Consider the following 18,667-nt stretch of genomic DNA (forward strand, 5'->3'; position numbering starts at 1 on the left):
CCGCGAAGTCTAGGAGCGGGCGCCCGGGTCAGCTCGGGCGACCCGCCGTGAGCGCGACGGCGGGCAGCGGGCGCAGTGTCGGCCCGTCGTCGCCATCACCCGCCATCTCGATGACCACGTCCGCGTCCCGGCCGCGAACCCGCAGCGTGGCGACGGCGTTGCCGAAGAACGGACCGGCGACCTTCGTCCAGTCCACCGGCAGCGGCTCGATCTCCGGCGACCGGTACATCCACCGGCGCAGCACCCCGGCCAGCGGCTGCCACCAGGCGAGCCGGAACAGCGGCCGCATGAACCGCTCGACGGCGTTGTGCAGCGGCGAGCAGGTGAGCTGGTAGACCCGGGCGTTGACCGGCCGGTCGAAGGTGGCCTCGGCGGCGTACACGTGGTGGACGTCCCCGGACAGGACGCACACGGTCGCGGCGTTCCCCTCGGCGATCCGCCGGATGAGCTTGGTCAGCCGGTCGGATGACGCCCGGAAGGACGGCCAGTGCTCCAGGTCGGCGGCCTGGCGCAGCTTCTCGGCGAGCCTGCCGCGCCAGTCGGTGCGGCGGCAGGAGACCTCGTTCATGGACTGGACGTGCGCGATCGCGTGCGGCATCAGCCAGGGCAGCGAGGAGCCGATGAGCAGGTGGTCGTAGTCGCCGTCGGCGTTGGCCTCGATCCACTCGAACTCGCCGTCGCCGACCATCGAGCGGTGGCCGTCCTTGAGGATGCGGCCCGACCGGGTGTCGACGACGAGCAGCCGCACGTTGCCGAAGTCGCGCCGGTAGCTCCACCTCGTGCCCTTACGGCCGTTGAACTCCTGGGTGGCGACGTCGGCGAAGTCGCTGAGCACCGCGACCGCGTCGCTGCCGGAGGCGGTGACCGCGCGGAAGGTCTCGTCCTGCGCGAGCTCCTCCGGCGCGAGGTTGCCGATGTGCTGGTAGATCCAGTACGAGACGACGGCCGCGCGCTCGCGCTGGGCCCACCAGTCGGTGGCCTCGATCTCGTCGCGCCAGGTCTGGGAGGTGTTCCAGTCGTCACGCACGTCGTGGTCGTCGAAGATCATCGAGGTCGGCACGGTCGCGAACAGCCAGCGGACCAGCCGGGTCGACCAGGACTCGTGGTAGAGCCGCACGTACTCGGTGAAGTCGGCGACCTCGGTGCCAGGCGGCTTGCTCGCGTCCCGCCGACCCTTGATCCACTCCTGGGTGGCCTTGCTGGTCTCGTCCGCGTACACCTGGTCACCGAGCAGCACCAGCGAGTCCGGCCAGTCGACCTCCTCCTGGGTGGCCATCCGCAGCGCGTAGGCGGCCAGCGCGTCGGTGCCCCACAGCTTGTGCTCGGTGGGGTCGTCGCTCTCGGGCTTGCGGCAGGAGCCGAACAGCAGCAGGAAGTCGTGGTCGCCGCCGTCGGGCAGCGTCCGGATCCGGCTGGGCGGTAGGTCGTCGCCCGGCTCGGGCCAGCGGACGGTGCCGTCGAGCCGCACGTCGTACTCGGTGACCGACGCGGGCTCCAGGTCGGTGAGCACGACGAGCGCGTAGTGGTGCCCGAGCACCTCGAACGTGCGGGTGGACCGCCCCGCGACCGTGACGTCGCAGGACGCGTCCGTCTCCACCCACACCGTTGCCGACGTCGAGTCGACGTGCCGCAGCACCGGACCGAGAATCAGATCAGGCATGAAACCTCCTCAGCTCCGCCCGGCGCTACGTACCCCGATCCGGTGAACCCTCACACGGATTCGACGCCCTTGATCTCACCACCCCGGAACGCCTCGACGAAGAGCCGGTGGTCAAGCCGGGTCTGCTCGGCGTAGCGGTGCGCGAAGTCCACCACGGCGTCGACGAACGGCCCCTCCCGGTCACCGATGGCGCCCGCGATGGCCTCCTCGACCTGGAAGCCCACCAGGGTCTGCTCGGAGTCGGAGTCCGACACGCAGTGCGCCTTGGCGCTGGCCCGGCCGAGGTACTCGACCACCGGGAGGATGTCACCCGGTTCGGTGAGGTCGGACCAGTCCAGATCCGTCACGTAGGGGGACAGCTCGGCCACGACGAAGCCGGTGCCGTCGACCTCGGTGAAACCGAGCCACGGGTCGGCGTGCGCCTGCAGGGCCCGCTGCGAGACCGCGGTCCGGTGGCCGTGGTGGTGGAAGTACGAGCGGATCTTCTCGTCGTCGACCACCCGGCTCGGCGCGGCGACGTTGGCCTGCTTCATCGACAGCACCACGTCGTTCTCCAGCGCCTGCGACCGGCCCTCGACCAGCACGTTGTACGCGGGCAGCCCGGCGGAGCCGATGCCGAACCCGCTGCGGCCGACCACGTCCTTCACCTTGTAGCTCAGGCTGCTCGACGCGCGCTTGCCGCTGGGGATGGTGTCGAGGTAGCCCTCGAACGCGGCCTCGACCTTGGCGCGCTCCTCGTCGTCGAGCTTGCGCACGCCCGGGCCGATGCGGAAGACGCGGTCGAAGTCGCGCACGCTGGTCGTCTCGTTGAGCAGGCCGACCCTGGTGGCGAGCCTGGCCTGCAGGAGCACCTGGTTGATGGCGCCCTCGGTGTTGTCCAGGCGCAGGCTGAACATCTCGTCGCCGGGCTTGTCGGCGAACTCGCGGACCTGGCGGACGTAGGTCTCGGTGTAGGCGCGCACCAGCCGGGTGATCGCCTCGTCCGGGAACGCCTTGCGCCAGCCCAGCAGCGCCATGCTCGCGGCGAAGCGGCGCACGTCCCAGGTGAAGGCGCCCAGGTACGCCTCGTCGAAGTCGTTGACGTCGAAGACCAGGGTGCCCTCGGCGTCCATGTAGGTGCCGAAGTTCTCCGCGTGCAGGTCGCCCTGGATCCACACCCGGCCGGTGCGCGGGTCGGACCATTCGTCCGGTTCGTCCACCATGTCGGCGTAGAACAGGCAGGCGCTGCCCCGGTAGAACGCGAACGGCTCGGCGGCCATCTTGCGGAACTTGCTGCGGAACGCGGTGGGGTCGGCGGCCATCAGGTCGGCGAAGGCCGCGTGCAGGACGGACACGATGCGCTGGCGACGGTCGTCGCTCATGGGGACTCCTCGGAGGGTGAACTGCCGCGGGTGACCCGGGACCCGTCCGACCGGGCGGCACTTCCACAGTGGAGGGAGTGCCCGCGGCCCCGGCGAGCACGCGTGGTCACCACGGCAGAGGTTCCCATCACCCCGACAGCCGATCAAGCCCCGCGTCCGGTGGGCTCGGTCTCGCCTGGGTGCGCCCGGCCGGACCCGCGTGCCGCTATTCGGTCATTCAGGAGCAACGAATAGGGGCTTTCGCCCGGCGCCCTTGTGGGCCGACCGCGCCGGTCACTACCTTGTGGACTCGCCGGTAGCGCGGAATTCACGATGGCTGGTAATCCGATCGAGTAGTTCGGTCACTCTCGCCGCGCACCGGCAACCGTCCTTCCGGCACAGTTGCTGCGTCACGGACCTCCGTGCGGCCATATCGTGAATGTTCTTGCGAAAGGGCACCTGAAGCTGCGATGAACATCTACCTCTCCGGGTTGATCTGGGTCTTCGGCGCGGCCATCGCCACCGCCGCCGTCGCGTACCTGATCCGCCGCTTCGGCGAGACCCTGGGCACCGTCGACAACAACGAGGCCGCGGGGCAGGTGTTCACCATCGTGGGCGGGTTGCACGCTGTGCTGCTCGCGTTCGTGCTGATCTCGTTGTTCGACGGCACCAGCGCGGCCGAGGACACCTCTTACCGCGAGGCGGAGAACCTGGTCGCGGCCCGGTGGGCGACGGACTCGCTCGGGGAGCCGACCGCGTCCGAGGTGCGCAGGCTCAGCGCCGACTACGCCACCACCGTGGTCGAGCAGGAGTGGCCGGACATGGAGCAGGGCAACGACGACGTCGCGGGCGACGGGTGGTCGATCCTGGAGCGGATGCGCGCGGCGGTGGCGAAGGCGCCCGCGAACGACGACTGGCAGAACAACCAGAAGATCGACGCGGCGAACAAGCTGTGGGACGTCTACCAGGCCCGGCAGGAAAGGCTCAACGCGGCGGGCAACGGCATCAGCGACGTGCTGTGGTTCGCGCTCATCGCGGGCAGCGTCATGTCGGTAGCCCTACCGCTGATGTTCGGTGGACCTCGGCCGATTACCCACATCGTCATCGTGTCGATTCTGGCCGGGACGCTCTCACTGCTGCTGTTCGCGACGCACCAATTGCAGAACCCTTACAGCGGTGGGGCAAAGGTGGAGCCCTCGGCGTTCGAGAGCGCGCAGGCGCGACTGCAATGAAACGCCTCGCGACCATCGGCGCCGTTGGGGTGGTGTTGGCCGGTGGCGCCGTGCTCGGACTCGCGGAAGGCGAGGCGGCACCACTGGTGTCGTGCACGTTCTTCCGCGTGCACAGCACGGACGTGTCGGGGTTCTCGGTGTTGAGCCGGGTGAACCTCGCCACCAGCGCGGCGCAGCAGATCGCGACCTTGCGCTACCGGGTCAACGCGATCGCTTACTCCGAGGACACGAACTCGCTGTGGGGGCTGTCGACGCGGTCAACCGAGGGGACGTTCGGCGACGGCGCGCACGTGGTGTCCATCGGGACCGAGGGCGACGTCATCGATCACGGACCGGTGCGCAGGGTCAACGAACTGAACTTCCCCAGCGACAGGTTCACCAGCGCGACGGCGGGCACGATCGTCGGCTCCGAGCTGGTCGTGCGCGTCGACTCCGCCATCTACCGGATCGACCTGGACCCGGGGAGCAACACCTACCTCGGCGTGGTCGACGCGGTGATGACCTCGCCGCGGGGGCTGATCGTCGGCGTGGACGACTTCGACGTGCGCGGTGGGGTCGCGTACGGGGTGGCGTCCGACTACAGCGGCAGCCGGGTGGTCCGGGTCGACCTCAGGAACGGGCAGGTCGTGCAGGTAGCGACAACGGGGCTGCCGGGGGGTGCGTCGTTCGGGGTCGCGGTGCTGGCCCCCGATGGCGCGCTCTACGCGGCCGCGAACCGGATCGCGGGGCGGTCGCCGTTGTTCCGGATCGACCTGGGCACGGGTGCGGCGACCGAGGTGGGCGCGTGGCCCGCGGTGAGTTCGGCGGACGCCACGGCGTGCCTGCCCGGGGTGGAACCCGCGACGACACCGCAGCCGACCCCACCCGCCCCGGCTCCCGGCGCGGGCCCTGTTCCGGCTCCTGTTCCGCCGCCGCCCGCTCGCGCGCCGGTGGTTCCCGTGTCGCCGCCGGTGATCAGCCCGACGCCGATCCCGGTGGTGCCCCCGCCCGCGCCGCAACCGACCACCGCCGTCCCGCCAGTCCCGCCCCCGCCTGAGGTGACGACCAAGCGCCCGTACCGGCCGCAGCCCACGACACCCACCGAGGACCCCCGGACGGCCAGTCGGGCGCGCAGCAGCACCGAGGAGAAGCGGCGCTGGGGGCTGACGGCGATCGTGCTGATCGTGGGCGCAGGGGCCGCTGCGGCGGGAAGCCGACGCCGCCGGAGGTAGTGCTAGCCCTACCCCGAAGACTAGTGCCAGCGCCATGGGTTCCGGCTGTTCAGCGCCCTAACGTCTCTCCCAGATCGAATCGACATGGGGAGAAGACGTGAGTGACGCGGTGCGCCTGTCCGGGGTTCGGAAGGTCTACGGCAAGGGCAGCGGGGCGGTCGCCGCGCTGGCGGGGGTGAGCGCGGGGTTCGAGCGGGGGACGTTCACGGCGGTGATGGGGCCGTCCGGGTCCGGCAAGAGCACGTTCCTGCACTGCGCCGCCGGGCTGGACAAGCCGACCAGCGGGTCGGTGGAGCTGGCGGGGGTCGAGCTGACCGGGCTCGGCGAGAACCAGCTGACCAGGCTGCGCCGCGACAAGATCGGCTTCGTCTTCCAGGCGTTCAACCTGCTGCCCGCGTTGACGGTCGCGCAGAACATCGCCCTGCCGCTGCGCCTGGCGGGCCGCACACCGGACCGCGCCGCGATGTCCGAGGTCGTCCACCGCGTCGGCCTGGCGAACCGCCTCGACCACCGCCCGGCCCAACTCTCCGGCGGCCAGCAGCAACGCGTCGCCATCGCCCGAGCCCTGGTGACCCGCCCCGCCGTCATCTTCGCCGACGAGCCCACCGGCGCCCTCGACACCCGCACCGCCCGCGAGGTCCTCACCCTCCTCCGCCAGGCAGTCACCGCGTCATCCCAGACCATCGTCATGGTCACCCACGACCCGGTAGCCGCCTCCTTCGCCGACCGAGTCATCTTCCTCGCCGACGGCACCCTGGTCGGCGAACTCCACTCCCCCACCCCCGAAGCCGTAGCCGACCGAATGACCCACCTCGGCGCCTGGGCAGCAGCCTGATGCCCACCTCCCCCACCTGCGCGGTGACCCCATGCTCGCCCTAACCCTCCGCACCCCCCGCTTCCGCAAGGGCGGCTTCCTCCGCACGCCACCCACCGACTACCCCGACACCAGGACGGTGGCGCAATGCTCGCCCTAGCCCGTCACACCCCGCACCCCCGCAAGAACGGCTTCCTGGACACGCCGTCCACCGACTACCCCGGCGCCAAGGCGGTAGCACCATGCTCGCCCTAGCCCTCTGCGCTCTCCGCTTCCGCAAGGGCGGCTTCCTCGACACCTCCGCCACTCTCATCTCCAGCAGCGCACCGGCACCAGCCTCTGCCTGCCCCACCACATCCGGCATCCGCACGACGCCCCCACCGAAGCGGTTGGCGCCCGGCCTCCTCCAAGCGCCACCCACCACCTACCCCGGCACCAGGACGGTGGCGCAATGCTCGTCCTAGCCCGTCACACCCCGCGCCCCCGCAAGAGCGGCTTCCGCCACACGCCATCCACCAACCATCCCGGCACCAAGGCGGTGGCGTGATGCTCGCCCTAGCCCTCCGCACCCTCCGCCATTGCAAGGACGACTTCCTCGTCCCCTTCGGTTTCGGCAGCACCCCTGTCCTGACCTGCCTGGGCCTCAGGGAACCCGATATCCAGGCACCGGCGGCATCACAACGCCTTGTCCACGGGAGCCTCCGAGTGGCGCGCGCCGATCAGCCTGTCTGGCTTGACGCGTTCATCACCGACGTCCGTGTTGCCGGAACGCCTCGGCAGGTGCCGGACAAGCGCCCGCTCGCCTCGCCCGCCATGCGAGGTACCTGCGCAGCCAGCGATCAGCATCAGGCACCAGCGGACAAGATGGCCCATAGTCAAACCAGGGTGGTAGCACCATGCTTGGCCTAGCCCTCCGCACCCTGCGCTTCCGCAAGGGCGGCTTCCTCGGCACCTTCGTCGCGCTGTTCTTCGGCAGCGCGCTAGTCCTGGCCTGCGCCGGTCTCATGGAGACCGGGATCCGGACCGCCACCCCACCGCAGCGGTTGGCGCACGCGGATCTCCAAGTGGTGGCGCCCAACAAGTTCGAGTTGGCGCGGGACGATCCGTCCGATGAGGACGACAAGCACCACACCGACACCGTGCTCTTGACTGAGCGGGTGCGGTTGGCGCCAGCCATCGTCGATCAGGTCAAGAGCGTCCAGGGGGTGCGCTCAGCCGAACCGGACGTGTCGTTCCCCGTAGCCATCAACGGCGTCCCCACCACCGCGCACGGATCAGCCTCTACGAACAAGACAACCGCTCCAGGCCAGGTATGGCTACCCGCCGGGTCAGGCGAGCGGGTGACAGTCTCCTACCGGGGCAAGTCACGCGAGTTCGACGTCGCCGGGACGTCCGAGTGGCCGGTGTTCTCGGACAAGGACGTCGCCGAGCTGGCCGGTCGATCCACTGTGGACAGCGTGTCGGTCACCGCTCAGCCGGGAACGGACCTGGCGGCGTTGTCCGAGAGGTTGAGCCGGTTCGGGGTCGTCCTCACCGGTGACGACCGCGGCCTGGTCGAGCACCCCGACGCCGAGGAGAAAGGCGGCGGGCTGATCGCGCTCGCCGGGGTCATCGGGGGCCTGGCGATCACGACGGCGATGTTCGTGGTCGCTTCCACGCTCGGGCTGTCCGTGCGGCAGCGGTCCCGCGAACTGGCCCTGCTGCGCGCGATCGGCACCACACCGCGGCAGATGCGCCGGATGGTGCTCAGCGAGGCGTTGCTGGTCGGCCTCGTGGCGACCGTGCTGGGCTGCGTCCCGGGGCGGTGGATCGGCGAGCTGCTGTTCGACGAGCTCGTGGCCAAGGGCGTGGTGTCCGACGGCGTCGTGTTCCACCAGGGCTGGATCCCGATGATCGTCGCCGTGGGGTCCGGTCTGCTGACGACGGTGGCGGCGGCACTGGTGGCGGCCAGGCGAGCGGCGCGAACCAGGCCGACCGAGGCGTTGACCGAGTCGTCGCTGGAGACGCGGTGGCTGAGCGTTCCCCGCGCGGTCCTGGCGTTGCTGGCGCTCGGCGGCGGGCTCGCGCTGGCGATCGTCACCGTCACGGTCATGGAGGGCCCGGTCGCCGCGAGCACCGCGGGACCGTCCGTGATCCTCTGGGCGATCGCCCTGGCCCTCGTCTCGCCCGGCATCACCCGGTTCCTGGTGGCCGTCCTGCGCCTGCCGCTGAGGGCGGTCACCGGTGTCGCGGGGGAACTGGGCCTGCTCAACGCCCGCGCCCGCACGGTCCGGCTCGCCTCTGCCGTCACCCCGATCATGCTGGCCACCGGCATCGCGACCGCGAACATCTACCTCCAGACCACCCAGGTCGCAGTGGCCCAGGAGGCGTACACCGCCGCACTGCGCGCCGACGCCGTGGTCACCTCCACCACCGGCGGCCTCCCCACCGACCTCGCCGACCGCCTCCGCGCCACCCCCGGCATCACCGCCGCCACCGCGCTGACCAGCACCCGCCTGTACATCACCGCCCCCTTCCACGCAGGCCAGGACGACGACGGCTTCCCCACCCAGGCCGTCTCCGGCGACATCTCGGCCACCACCGCGGTGACCGTCACCGAGGGCACCCTCGACAGCTTGTCCGGCAACACCATCGCCGTACCGCGGTCCCTCGGCTACCACCCCGGCGACACCCTCACCGTCCGCCTGGGCGACGGCGCGGAAACCAGGGTCACGGTCACGGCCACCTTCACCGGCGTCCCCGGCTTCGAGACCATCCTGGCTCCGACCTCGTTGGTACTCCCCCACACCACAACGGCCCTACCCCAACAAGTCCTGCTCCGCGGCGACACCACAGCCCTGGCCGCCGCGATCGCCACCACCCCGGACGCCGTCATCGGCACCCGCGAATCCCTCACCGCGGCCTTCGAAAAAGGCCAGGACATCGGCGCCTGGGTCAACTACACCCTCGTCGGCATGATCATCGCCTACACCGTCATCGCCGTGATCAACACCCTGGCCATGTCCACCACCACCCGCCGCCGCGAGTTCGCCCTCCAACGCCTCACCGGCTCCACCCGCCCCCAGGTCCTGCGCATGATGACCACCGAGGCCCTCGTCACCGCCCTCATCGGCCTAACCCTGGGCACCACTGTCGCCGCGGGAACCCTCGTCCCCTTCACCCTCGTAGTCCACGATTCCCTCCTCCCCACCGGCCCCTTATGGATCTACCTCGCCATAGCCACCACCATGGCCCTCCTCACCCTCTCCGCCACCCTCATCCCCACCTGGCGCGCAACCAAACCCCGCCCCATCACCGCCGCAACCCTCCCCGACTAGCGCTTCTTCCCCTTCTTCTTCCGCTTCCCCGGCCCGTGCCACATCACCGGCTTGCCCGGCCCAGGCGTGTGCTGTCGTATGACAAGGAGGTTCTTTCTCGTGAGGCGAACATCCGGGTGATCAGAGCCGAGCGTGCGAAACTGGATCTCCAACACGGATCGCACCTCAGCCTCGGCTTCCACCCTCTTTCCCATCACAGAAAGAAGTGCAGCGAGGCCAATTCGCGCCTTGAGCGTATCGGGGTGATCATCGCCGTAGTACTCCCGCAAGAGCCGTATCGTCGCCTCGTATTCAACCTTGGCCTCGGCCAATCTGCCGAGATTACGGAGGACCTTCGCGAACTTCACCCGAAGCGCCAATACGTCCTGATTGCCAGGCCCGAACATCTCGACTATCACCGGCAGGATAGCCAAATATTCCGAATGCGCCGCTCCGAACTCGCCTCGCGCAGCCCAACTTCCAGCGAGATTGCAGCGAGCATTCAGCGTTGCAGGGTCCCATAGCCCTCTAGTGCGGCCGACAATATCCGCAATAGACTCGAACTCAACCTCCGCCGCCAAGTTTTCATTTGAGTACGTATCCAAGATGGCCAAACTGCTGCGGACCGCAAGCGTACACAGGTGCTCCTCGCCGAGGACACGACGGGAAACACTCAGTACTGCCTGACACTCGGCACGGGCAGCGTCAATCTTGCCCACCTCTCTGAGCATAGTTGCCCAAATGCGCCAGATCGACAGTGTCTGTGGGTGCGCCGATCCGAAGACGTGCCGGAACTTCGCGAGCAGAGCGGAATAGTGCGACTCGGCCGTGACGAAATCGCCTGCCGCCTCGAACGTACGAGCGAGATAGCCTCGCGAATACATAACACTTGGGTCGTCCTCGCCGAGAACTTCGAACTGCCGGGCAAGGATCGACACCAATTCTGACCGAGCCTGCTCCCAGGAGCCCAGTTCCAAATGTACCTGCGCGATACCGAGACGAGCGACCAAGGTGTGCCTGCTATCAGCACCGAGAAGTCGGACCAGTACGCGGTGCAGGTTCTCGAAATCGGCGAGCGCCTGACTGGTATGGCCTTGTCGGAACAGACTCACTGTGGCGAGCAGGACTACCCGTGCGAGATCTTCGACCAGCACGAGATCGGGACCAGTTGTACCTACGAGCTTCCGCCAGAGGTGCAGCGCATGCGGGGAGAGCATGGCCCAAGTTGGCCAATATGGATGTTCCTGCACGGACTCGTCATCCATGTCCGCACACGCGTTGACGAGCAGGCGGGCGGCCAGCGTGAGATATGCAGGTGCGTCGTGGTCCGAGTCCTGGTAGCGGAGGGCGGCGTCGCGCATCAGGGGGTGAATCCGGAGGGCGGGGTGCTCTTGGGCGTGACTCGTCTCGATCAAGTCGAGATGAGTCATCTCTTTCAGGAGGTTCTTGATCTGGACGTGGTCCAAGGCAGCAAAGATCGGGGACCGCGTGATGGTCTCGCGGTCGAGGAGGAGGCGGTAGGGCACGGGAGCGTCCGCGAACTGGGCGAGGAGACGCATGAAGGGCGCCGCAAGGGGCAGGTCGCGGGTCTACAGCAGGTCGATCGCCAACTGCCAGATGCGGTCCACGAGCCGGTTGCCCACTTGCTCGCCGGTGGCGGCGTCCAGGACGTCGGCGCGGTCGTTGTCCAGGGCGGCGTGCAGTTCGATAAAGGTGCTGGGAGTGGCTGAGTCGGGCCAGGGGTCGTCGATCGCCTGTGCCAGATAGGAGCCTGCCAGCGTCAGAGCCAGTGAGAGTCCGCCCAAGCGGGTGGCCAGAGCCTGCGCTTCAGACTGGGTGCCGCCTCGGTTGTGGGTGTGGTCGAAGAGGACTTGCGCGCCGTCGGCCGCGGTCAGCATGCGGACAGGGTGGGCGCTGAGCCAGGTACCCCACTTTTCCGGGTCAGGCCCCTGCCTGCTGGTGATGATGACCAACCCGTGGGTGGTGCGGGGTTGGCGCGCCCAGCCACGACCAGCGACCACGCTGTCTGGGTCCTCGTCGAGCACCGACGGATCATCTGCGTTGTCGATGACGAGCAACCACGGCCTGGTGCGGGTGTTGAGCCGACCCCACAGTTGATCGGCACTAGGTGAATCGGAGACCAAACCGACCAGGCGAGCGACGGTGTGCAGCCCGGACAGCGCAGTGGTCTTGTCGACCGCCGAGATCCACCAGACGTCCCGGTCGGTCGGACGGTGGGCGATGTCGGCGGCGATCGAGGTCTTGCCGCTGCCGCCGAGGCCGTGCAGCAGGTGGGCTCGCCCCTCGGCCGGGTTGACCAGGGCCTCGATCACCTCATCGCGGCCACGCAGACGTCGAGTGGTGTTGATCGGAGGCGGGGTCACTGACTCGGCCAGCGCCGAGAGGTCTATCGGCGCCTGCCCGAACAGGTCACCGCGGGAGGCGATCCCGCCGCTGGACGCCACAACTGCCTGCTGGGCGAAGACGAACGTGTCCCCGGGAGCGGTCAGCCCTTGGCCGCTCCCGGCTGGGGAGGGTTTCCGGAGGTCGAGGCACCCCCGTTGATCACTGTTGCCGCGATGCCGCCCGAGGTGGCGACGGTGGTGGAGTTCCCGGCGACGTACACGCCTCCGCTGATCGAGATGCCCGTGGCAGGCAGAGCCACCAGCACCTCGCGGAGGTCGTCGGCCGCCTCGGGACGCTCCTCGATCGCGTCGCGCAGACGGGTGGTCCACACGGTGGCGTGGGCGGCCCTCGCCTGGTCCAGATCGGCGCCGGTGAGTGAGGCGAGTTCGGCGCGCGTGCTCTCCATGCGGGTCTCGGCCAGTTCGACCTTGCGGCTGTCGCCGCCGCCGAGCACCGCGGCGATCCTTTGCTTGGTGGTCTCCCACGCGTCGGTGGCGGCGGCCTCGACCAGCGCCGTTCCCCCGGCTGCGGCCAATGCCGCGAGTTCCTCGAGCATGCACCCTCCCGATCTCCAGTTCACCCTTCAGTCGAGTGATCGGATCGCACTGTTACGACGGGCGATGTCGCGTTCGCTCGGATCAAGCGGGGCGTGGCCGAGGGATCGGTGGACAGGCTGTGGATGGCGGGGTGGCCGTCCGGGCCTGGGCGGGAGTAGAGGATTGTCCGGTCGTCGAGCCAGGCGGCTTGGTCGTCGACATCTGCGGTGTCGCCGAGGGGGCGCTCCTGCCCCGTGCCCAGGTCCAGCAAGTGCAACCGCCACCTGTCCCCCACCCGTTTCTTGTACACAACACGGCCCCCGTCGGGAGAAAGGGACGGGCACTCCGCGTTCTCGCGGACCGGAACCATCGTGCGGCTGGCAAGGTCCCCCTTGACCAACCACGTCGTGCCGCCGGTAGCGAGGGTCGCGTAGAAACCCTTGTCATCAGGCGTGAACGTGATGCCCCAGAAGTTGCGATCATGGGAGTCGATGCCCTGGACGGTGAAATCCTCCATCGAGCCGTAGAGGGTGCCCGACGCGCGGTCGTAGATGCCTGCCGTGGTGGAGAAGTAGCCCGCGGGCAGGTACGAATCGCCCTCGCGGAACACGGTCCACCCCACCAGGCGCCCCGAGGGGGATACCCGTGCGCGGCTGGGAGTGCCATCGAGCGGGATCGTCTTCTCCACGTCATTGCCCGCGTACACAACAGCCTCAAAGCTCGGCGGCACGGCGACCGCCCGCAAGCACACCGCCGCGCCCCCAGCCGCGAAGACCCGCAAGCACGACATCCCGCCAGGCCCACCCACCCCCGGATCACCCAACGGCGCCCGCCCGACCCGGCCATTGTCCACGTACAGCAACGAGTCCGGCACCGCGAGGTCCACCGTGCCGCTCGGCTCGGCTGACACCACCACATACGCCACCGTCGCCACCACCACCGCGACGATCGCCGCCACCCCGAAGAGCTTCCTCACCGCAACCTCCACCTCGCAACGTCCACACAGGTCCCACTGAGCACCACATCGCATCGAACAAGCCCGCGCCGAAAGACCCACGCCGACCTCCCGCACCAAGACCAGGCCAGCCCGGTGGTCTCGCATTGCCCATCGCCGCGGCACCACGACCGCCGCCCCGCGCGCCAGACAGACCACGCATCACCGCAACCGCCAAGCCACCGCAATCGCCCCAGCCAGCACGACCCCGAAGACCACAAAGGACAAACCCAACCCTGCCGAAGCCGCCAACGCCCCGAACCCCAACGCCGCGCACGTCCGGGCAAGCGCTTGCGCTGTCTGCACCACCGCCAACCCACCCGCCGTCTGCCCCTCCGGCACCAGCGGCCCGACGCAGGCCATGAGCACGCCGTCGGTCGCCGCGTAGAACAGCCCGTGCAATCCCAGCGCCACCAGCAACACCGGCCACTGCCCGCCGACCAGCAGCAACCCGTACACAGCCAGCAACAGCAGGTGCCCGAGCAGGAACACCCGCCACCGGCCGAACCGGTCAGCGAGTCGCCCCACCGGGACCGCGCACGTCAGGAAGGTCACCGCGACCCCGACCGGCAGCAGCGGCAACCACCTCGGGTCCACCCCGGTCCGCTGCTGGGCGGCCAGGAACAGGAACGCGTCGCTGACCGTGGCGAACCCGAGGAGCACGGCCAGCACCGTCACCCGCCGGTACTCGGGCCGCAGCAACGCCCGCAGGTCCAGCCGCTCCGGCCCTACCGGCACCGCACCGGCGACGGCGGCCTCACCGTCGCAGGCATCGAGGCGACCGGCCAGACCTACCACCCGCTCACCGCCCAGTTCCGGCGCGACGTGATCACCGACCGGATCGCGCTGGACCTGGAGTTCACCAGCCCCATGCCCGCGCCCGCCCGGATCGCGCACCCACGTCGCCAACACGAGCACCCCGGCCGCCGCGAAACCGAAGCTGACCACGAACACCGAGTCGGGCGCGGCCAAGGCGATCAGCGCGAACGCGACCACCGGCCCGAGCAACGCCCCGACCGCGTCCAGCGTCCGGTGCACGCCGAACGCGCGCCCCAACTGCCCGGGCGGGCTGGCGAAGGTGATCATGGCGTCCCGCGGTCCGGTGCGGATGCCCTTGCCCGCCCGGTCGACCGCGAGCAGCCCGCCGATCAGCGGCAGCGACGAGCCCGCCGCCGGGAACCCGAGCTTGGTGACCGCCGACAGGCCGTACCCGACCAGCGCGAGCGCCTTGGGCCGCCCGGTGCGGTCGGCGATGTGGCCGCCCGCGAGGCGCAGCAGGGCGGTGGCGCCGGTGTAGAGGCCGTCGACCACGCCGAGTTGCAGGTAGCCCGCGCCGAGCCCGTATACCAGGTACATGGGCAGGAACGCGGTGACCATCTCGGCGGAGATGTCGGTGAGCAGGCTGACCACGCCGAGGGCGAGCACGGTCGACGGCACCTTCGCCGCCGACCGTGCTCCCCCGCGCGGGAGTTCGCGCAGGTACACCGCTAGCCCCGGCTGACCCGCACGTCGTCGACCTGGGCTTCCACCAGGCTCGCCGACCCGCCGTCAGCCGCCTCGACCAGCAGCCGGACCACCTGCCCCGCGAACGCCGACAGGTCGACCGACGCGGTGCGCCACGACCCGTTGACGTGCGCGCCGGTCCCCTTCTGCTCGAGCACGATGGTGTTGGTGGCGCCCTGCACGGTCACCCGGAAGTAGTCCTCTGTGGACGCGTTGGCGCCGAGGCCGGCGCTCCACCGGAACGACAGCCGCGGTTGGCCGCCGGGCAGGGTGATCGCCGGTGACCGCATCGAGGTCCGACCGCCGTCGACGTCGTAGCTGCCCGCGCCCGACCCGGCCAGCCGACCGGTGACCAGGCTGTTGCTGCCGCTGGTGGTGGTGCCGAGCTGCTTGTCGCCGTTCTCGGCGGTCGCCTCGGGGTCGCCGCGCTCCCAGACCCCGGTGGTCGCGGTGTCGGAGGCGCCGACCGTCCAGCCGGTGTCGCGCTCGAAGTCGTCGAAGTAGACGTCACTGGACGGCGACCCGACAGTTAGCGCAAACGTCGTCGTTTTGGTCTGGCCCCCGGCAGTGCCGCTTACCGTGACCGTGGTGGTGCCAGGTGTGGCGTTAGCGGTCGCGTTCAGGGTGACCGTCGCGGCACCAGGGGCAGTGACCGGGTTCGGCTGGATGCTCGCGGTAACACCTGACGGCAGCCCCGACAGGCTGAGGTTGGCCGAGCCGGTGCCGCTTACGGTGACCTTCGTGGTCGTCGACCCACCGGGCGCGACAGTGGCAGGGTCGGCAGACAGGGAGAACCCGCCGGTAGTGCCCTTCTGCTTGCACGCGCCGGAGAAGTCGTCGGTGAAGGTACGTCCAGCGACCGGCACGAACTGACCGCGGTAACCGGTGGCGGACAGGGTCAACTTGAGGATGCCGTAGGTGTTGTCGTTACTGGCTTCGATGTTGGGCATGGTGCGCGAGAAGGTGTAGAACGCCCGACCACCGGTACCGACTAGGACCTCACGGATGCCGTTGGTCGCGTCAGCCGTGCCGTCGGGGCGTTGCGGGGCGTAGCGCTGGTAGTTGTGGTCGTGGCCGTTGAGGATGAGGTCGGCCTTGTTGTCGTACAACGCCTGCCAGATCGGGCGCGCCGTGGTGGTGGGACTGTGCGAGCCGCGGGTGAACAACGGGTGGTGGAAGTACGCCGCCGTGCACGGCTTCCCGGTGGCCTTGAGGTCGTTGCGCAACCACACCTCCTGCGCCGACCCGGCCGACATCGAGATGTTGCTGTTGAGCGCGACGAAGTGCCAATCGCCGACATCCCAGCTGTAGTACCCCTTGCCGCGCTCCCCCGCGACCCCGTTGTTGTTCCCGGCCCCGTTGAAGTAGTCCCAATACCCAGCCGCACCCGAGGTCTGATACTCATGATTCCCCGGCGTCGGCTTGATCAGCGACCGGAACTGCCCCCACGCGGGCTCGTAGTAAGTCCGATAATCACTGAGCGCCCCGTTCTCGTACGCGTTGTCACCGGTGGTGAAAACCGCCGCCGGATTGGCCGCCTTCACCAAGTCGGCGGTCTGCTTGCAGTTGGACCCGCAGATGTCCCCGGCCCCAACCACCACCACCTCGGCCGACCCCCGCCCCTGAGCCGCCGCACCCCCGTGCACCCCGACCGCCACGGACAACCCGCCCACCAAGCACAAGGCCGCCCCCGCGGCCCACCATCGCCATTTCGCGTCCACTGTGACCAAACCTTCCTCACGCAGGGCTTTCCGTTGAGGAACGTATTCAGCTCACTCCGACAAGCAATGCCCCAGAGCCCGCGTCGCGCTATTCCCGGAACACGCACCCACCCGCCCCGCAGCTCACACCCCGCGCTACCCCCGCCACGGCAGCGGTCGACCAGATCGTTCCGCGTATTGCTCCGGACTAGTCATCGACCAGGGTCACAGGCGCGCTGATCCAGGGCGGAGTGGGCCCCGCCGCGGTGCGTTGGCGGTGGCCGGAGAGGCGGGGCTGGAGTCCCTAGGGCAGGGCGATGGCGGCGATGACGAGGCCGTCGCCGGTGGTCCAGCGGCCGGTGAAGCCGGTGAGTTCGGTGCCGTTGACGGTGGGGCCGGGGACCAGGAGGGCGGCGGTGAAGGTGCCGTCCTCGCTCAGGCGCAGACGGGCGTCGGAGAAGCCGAGCCACTTGCGGGTGAGGGGGAACCAGGACTTGTAGACGCTTTCCTTGGCGGTGAAGAGGAGTTTGTCCCAGTGGACCTCGGGGGCGCGGCGGGCGAGGTCGGCCAGGTGGTCGCGCTCGTCGGGGAGGCTGACGGCGTCGAGGACGCCGTCGGGGAGGGCGACGTGGGGTTCGGCGTCGATGCCGACGGTGGTGAGGTGCGCGGACTCAGCGAGCACGGCGGCCCGGTAGCCCGCGCAGTGCGTCATGCTGCCGACCACCCCGTCCGGCCACTGCGGCGCGCCTTTCTCGCCCGGCAGGATCGGCGCGGGCGCACGCCCCAACCGCGCCAACGCCACCCGGGCGCAGTGCCGAACCGTCGTGTACTCCCGCCGCCGCTTGTCCACGGCCTTGGCGACGAACGGCTCCTCCTCGGGCAACAGCACAGCCTCAACCGGGTCCGCGAACGCTTCCACCGCGACGGCGGCGGCCGGGAGGATCTGCTCAATCACCCCTCGACCCTATCCACCCACCCGCGCCCGCGGGAGTGGCGTGGATCATGCCCCACCCCGGCGGCCCGGTCCGCCGGGGTGGGTGGGGGTCAGGCGCGACGGGCGACCGCGTAGGTCATGGGGAGGTCGAGGCGGGTGCCGTCCACGCGGGTGTCGGTGCCCTCGAGGGTGATGGGGCCGGTGTCGAGGATGGTGAGGCCGGCGCCGGTCAGCAGTTCCTCGAGCTTGCCGTCGACCCAGGCGGCGGGGGTCAGGTTGTGCTTGAAGACCTGGCGCATCTTGGGGACGGCGGTGGGGCTCTCCGACATGGCGGACTTGATGGTCTCGCCCGCGGCGGGGGCGAGTTCCACGGCGAAGAGGTGGCCGGAGGTGCCGATCAGGGTGGCCAGCGAAGCGGCGGCGTCGGCGCGGCGCTCGTCGGGCATCTGGTGCAGGACGCCGCGCATGTAGATGTTCACGTCGCCGAGTTCGCCGTGCAGGGCGGTGGCGGCGGCGGTGTCGGCCAGGTCGAAGGTGCGGAAGTCGACACCGGACTCGCCGTACAGCGCGGTGGCGTGCTCGATGGCCGCGGGCGCGAAGTCGAGCCCGAGGACGCGCGGGTAGTGCGCGGCCAACGCGGCGGACTGCGTCCCGTTCCCGCACCCGATGTCGAGCACCGCCAGGTCGACGGCGAAGTGCTGCTCGAACAACGGCAGGTGCGCGGTCGAGGTCACCCCGGGCGCGCTGTCCCAGATGGCCACCCCCTGCTCGTGCGGGGTGTCCGACCAGAACCCCTGCCAGTTGGCGTTGACCGGCTGACCCATGATGCCTCCTACCACTGACCCACTGATGGGTGATGGTTTACGGCCAGTCAGCTACGGACACAAGTCCTTGATCGACTTTTTGGGCTGAACAGGTGAAATCAGATAACGAAAGAACACCACGAACCAGCGATGCACATAACCGCCCGTCACAACACCCGCCACAAGCAGGGTCCACTCGCGACACCCGCAACGCCCGACCCCCGACACGCGACGAGGC

At 69.4% G+C, this 18,667-nt stretch carries 15 protein-coding genes; 5 read left to right on the top strand and 10 right to left on the bottom strand.

What is annotated here, in order from left to right; genetic code table 11:
* Window positions 1–28: 28 nt before the first annotated feature.
* Together CLV68_RS30245 and CLV68_RS30250 are read right to left on the bottom strand one after the other, a co-directional pair.
* The gene (locus CLV68_RS30245) at window positions 29–1,660 is read right to left on the bottom strand and encodes an alkaline phosphatase D family protein (protein ID WP_121394415.1); all 1,632 of its coding nucleotides are present in this window, start codon (window positions 1,658–1,660) and stop codon (window positions 29–31) included.
* A gap of 50 nt (window positions 1,661–1,710) precedes the next feature.
* Entirely contained in the window at window positions 1,711–3,021 is a 1,311-nt protein-coding gene (locus CLV68_RS30250; RefSeq protein WP_121394416.1) for a DUF2252 domain-containing protein, read from the bottom strand.
* 449 nt (window positions 3,022–3,470) lie between these two features.
* Between CLV68_RS30250 and CLV68_RS30255 the strand changes: the two genes are divergently transcribed.
* The 5 genes from CLV68_RS30255 (at window position 3,471) to CLV68_RS30275 (ending at window position 9,574) form a co-directional block, all read left to right on the top strand.
* The gene (locus CLV68_RS30255) at window positions 3,471–4,232 is read left to right on the top strand and encodes a bestrophin-like domain (RefSeq protein ID WP_121394417.1); all 762 of its coding nucleotides are present in this window, start codon (window positions 3,471–3,473) and stop codon (window positions 4,230–4,232) included.
* A complete protein-coding gene (locus CLV68_RS34365; RefSeq protein ID WP_170224674.1) occupies window positions 4,229–5,443 on the top strand; it encodes a DUF6923 family protein in 1,215 nt (404 codons plus the stop codon). Before CLV68_RS30255 ends, CLV68_RS34365 begins: the two co-directional genes overlap by 4 nt.
* Window positions 5,444–5,516: 73 nt before the next feature.
* Window positions 5,517–6,278, top strand: a complete 762-nt coding sequence (locus CLV68_RS30265) for an ABC transporter ATP-binding protein (RefSeq protein ID WP_121394419.1) — start codon at window positions 5,517–5,519, stop codon at window positions 6,276–6,278.
* Between the two features lie 221 nt (window positions 6,279–6,499).
* Window positions 6,500–6,721: a hypothetical protein gene (locus CLV68_RS33575; protein ID WP_147460223.1), complete on the top strand. Its 222-nt coding sequence runs from the start codon at window positions 6,500–6,502 to the stop codon at window positions 6,719–6,721.
* A 432-nt stretch (window positions 6,722–7,153) separates the two neighbouring features.
* On the top strand, window positions 7,154–9,574 hold the full coding sequence (locus tag CLV68_RS30275) for an ABC transporter permease (RefSeq protein ID WP_121394420.1): 2,421 nt from the start codon (window positions 7,154–7,156) through the stop codon (window positions 9,572–9,574).
* Here CLV68_RS30275 and CLV68_RS30280 read toward each other — a convergent pair.
* The 8 genes from CLV68_RS30280 to CLV68_RS30315 all read right to left on the bottom strand — a co-directional run bounded on the left by CLV68_RS30280 (window position 9,571) and on the right by CLV68_RS30315 (window position 18,450).
* A complete protein-coding gene (locus tag CLV68_RS30280) occupies window positions 9,571–11,079 on the bottom strand; it encodes a tetratricopeptide repeat protein (RefSeq protein WP_147460224.1) in 1,509 nt (502 codons plus the stop codon). The two genes, CLV68_RS30275 and CLV68_RS30280, sit on opposite strands and share 4 nt — an antisense overlap.
* Before the next feature lie 63 nt (window positions 11,080–11,142).
* Window positions 11,143–12,018 carry a P-loop NTPase family protein gene (locus CLV68_RS30285; RefSeq protein ID WP_121394422.1) on the bottom strand — a complete coding sequence of 292 codons (876 nt, stop codon included), beginning with the start codon at window positions 12,016–12,018 and terminating at the stop codon, window positions 11,143–11,145.
* Between the two features lie 41 nt (window positions 12,019–12,059).
* Window positions 12,060–12,515: a hypothetical protein gene (locus CLV68_RS30290; protein WP_121394423.1), complete on the bottom strand. Its 456-nt coding sequence runs from the start codon at window positions 12,513–12,515 to the stop codon at window positions 12,060–12,062.
* 20 nt (window positions 12,516–12,535) lie between these two features.
* On the bottom strand, window positions 12,536–13,471 hold the full coding sequence (locus CLV68_RS30295; RefSeq protein WP_211346819.1) for a TolB family protein: 936 nt from the start codon (window positions 13,469–13,471) through the stop codon (window positions 12,536–12,538).
* A 180-nt stretch (window positions 13,472–13,651) separates the two neighbouring features.
* Window positions 13,652–14,974 (bottom strand): MFS transporter, encoded by a 1,323-nt coding sequence (locus CLV68_RS30300; protein WP_246010190.1) that lies wholly within the window; start codon window positions 14,972–14,974, stop codon window positions 13,652–13,654.
* Window positions 14,975–14,976: 2 nt separating this feature from the next.
* Entirely contained in the window at window positions 14,977–16,650 is a 1,674-nt protein-coding gene (locus tag CLV68_RS34855) for a metallophosphoesterase (protein ID WP_246010200.1), read from the bottom strand.
* 346 nt (window positions 16,651–16,996) lie between these two features.
* Window positions 16,997–17,647 carry a 4'-phosphopantetheinyl transferase family protein gene (locus CLV68_RS30310; RefSeq protein ID WP_121394425.1) on the bottom strand — a complete coding sequence of 217 codons (651 nt, stop codon included), beginning with the start codon at window positions 17,645–17,647 and terminating at the stop codon, window positions 16,997–16,999.
* Between the two features lie 89 nt (window positions 17,648–17,736).
* Window positions 17,737–18,450, bottom strand: a complete 714-nt coding sequence (locus tag CLV68_RS30315) for a class I SAM-dependent methyltransferase (RefSeq protein ID WP_121394426.1) — start codon at window positions 18,448–18,450, stop codon at window positions 17,737–17,739.
* Window positions 18,451–18,667: the final 217 nt, after the last annotated feature.

The sequence above is a fragment of the Actinokineospora cianjurensis genome (assembly GCF_003663795.1).
GTDB classification, from domain to species: domain Bacteria; phylum Actinomycetota; class Actinomycetes; order Mycobacteriales; family Pseudonocardiaceae; genus Actinokineospora; species Actinokineospora terrae.

What these genes read in the sequence shown, in the direction of transcription:
- CLV68_RS30245 (WP_121394415.1), bottom strand. Translation starts at nt 1,660, where the DNA reads ATGCCTGATCTGATTCTCGGTCCGGTGCTGCGGCACGTCGACTCGACG.
- CLV68_RS30250 (WP_121394416.1), bottom strand. Translation starts at nt 3,021, where the DNA reads ATGAGCGACGACCGTCGCCAGCGCATCGTGTCCGTCCTGCACGCGGCC.
- CLV68_RS30255 (WP_121394417.1), top strand. Translation starts at nt 3,471, where the DNA reads ATGAACATCTACCTCTCCGGGTTGATCTGGGTCTTCGGCGCGGCCATC.
- CLV68_RS34365 (WP_170224674.1), top strand. Translation starts at nt 4,229, where the DNA reads ATGAAACGCCTCGCGACCATCGGCGCCGTTGGGGTGGTGTTGGCCGGT.
- CLV68_RS33575 (WP_147460223.1), top strand. Translation starts at nt 6,500, where the DNA reads ATGCTCGCCCTAGCCCTCTGCGCTCTCCGCTTCCGCAAGGGCGGCTTC.
- CLV68_RS30275 (WP_121394420.1), top strand. Translation starts at nt 7,154, where the DNA reads ATGCTTGGCCTAGCCCTCCGCACCCTGCGCTTCCGCAAGGGCGGCTTC.
- CLV68_RS30290 (WP_121394423.1), bottom strand. Translation starts at nt 12,515, where the DNA reads ATGCTCGAGGAACTCGCGGCATTGGCCGCAGCCGGGGGAACGGCGCTG.
- CLV68_RS30315 (WP_121394426.1), bottom strand. Translation starts at nt 18,450, where the DNA reads ATGGGTCAGCCGGTCAACGCCAACTGGCAGGGGTTCTGGTCGGACACC.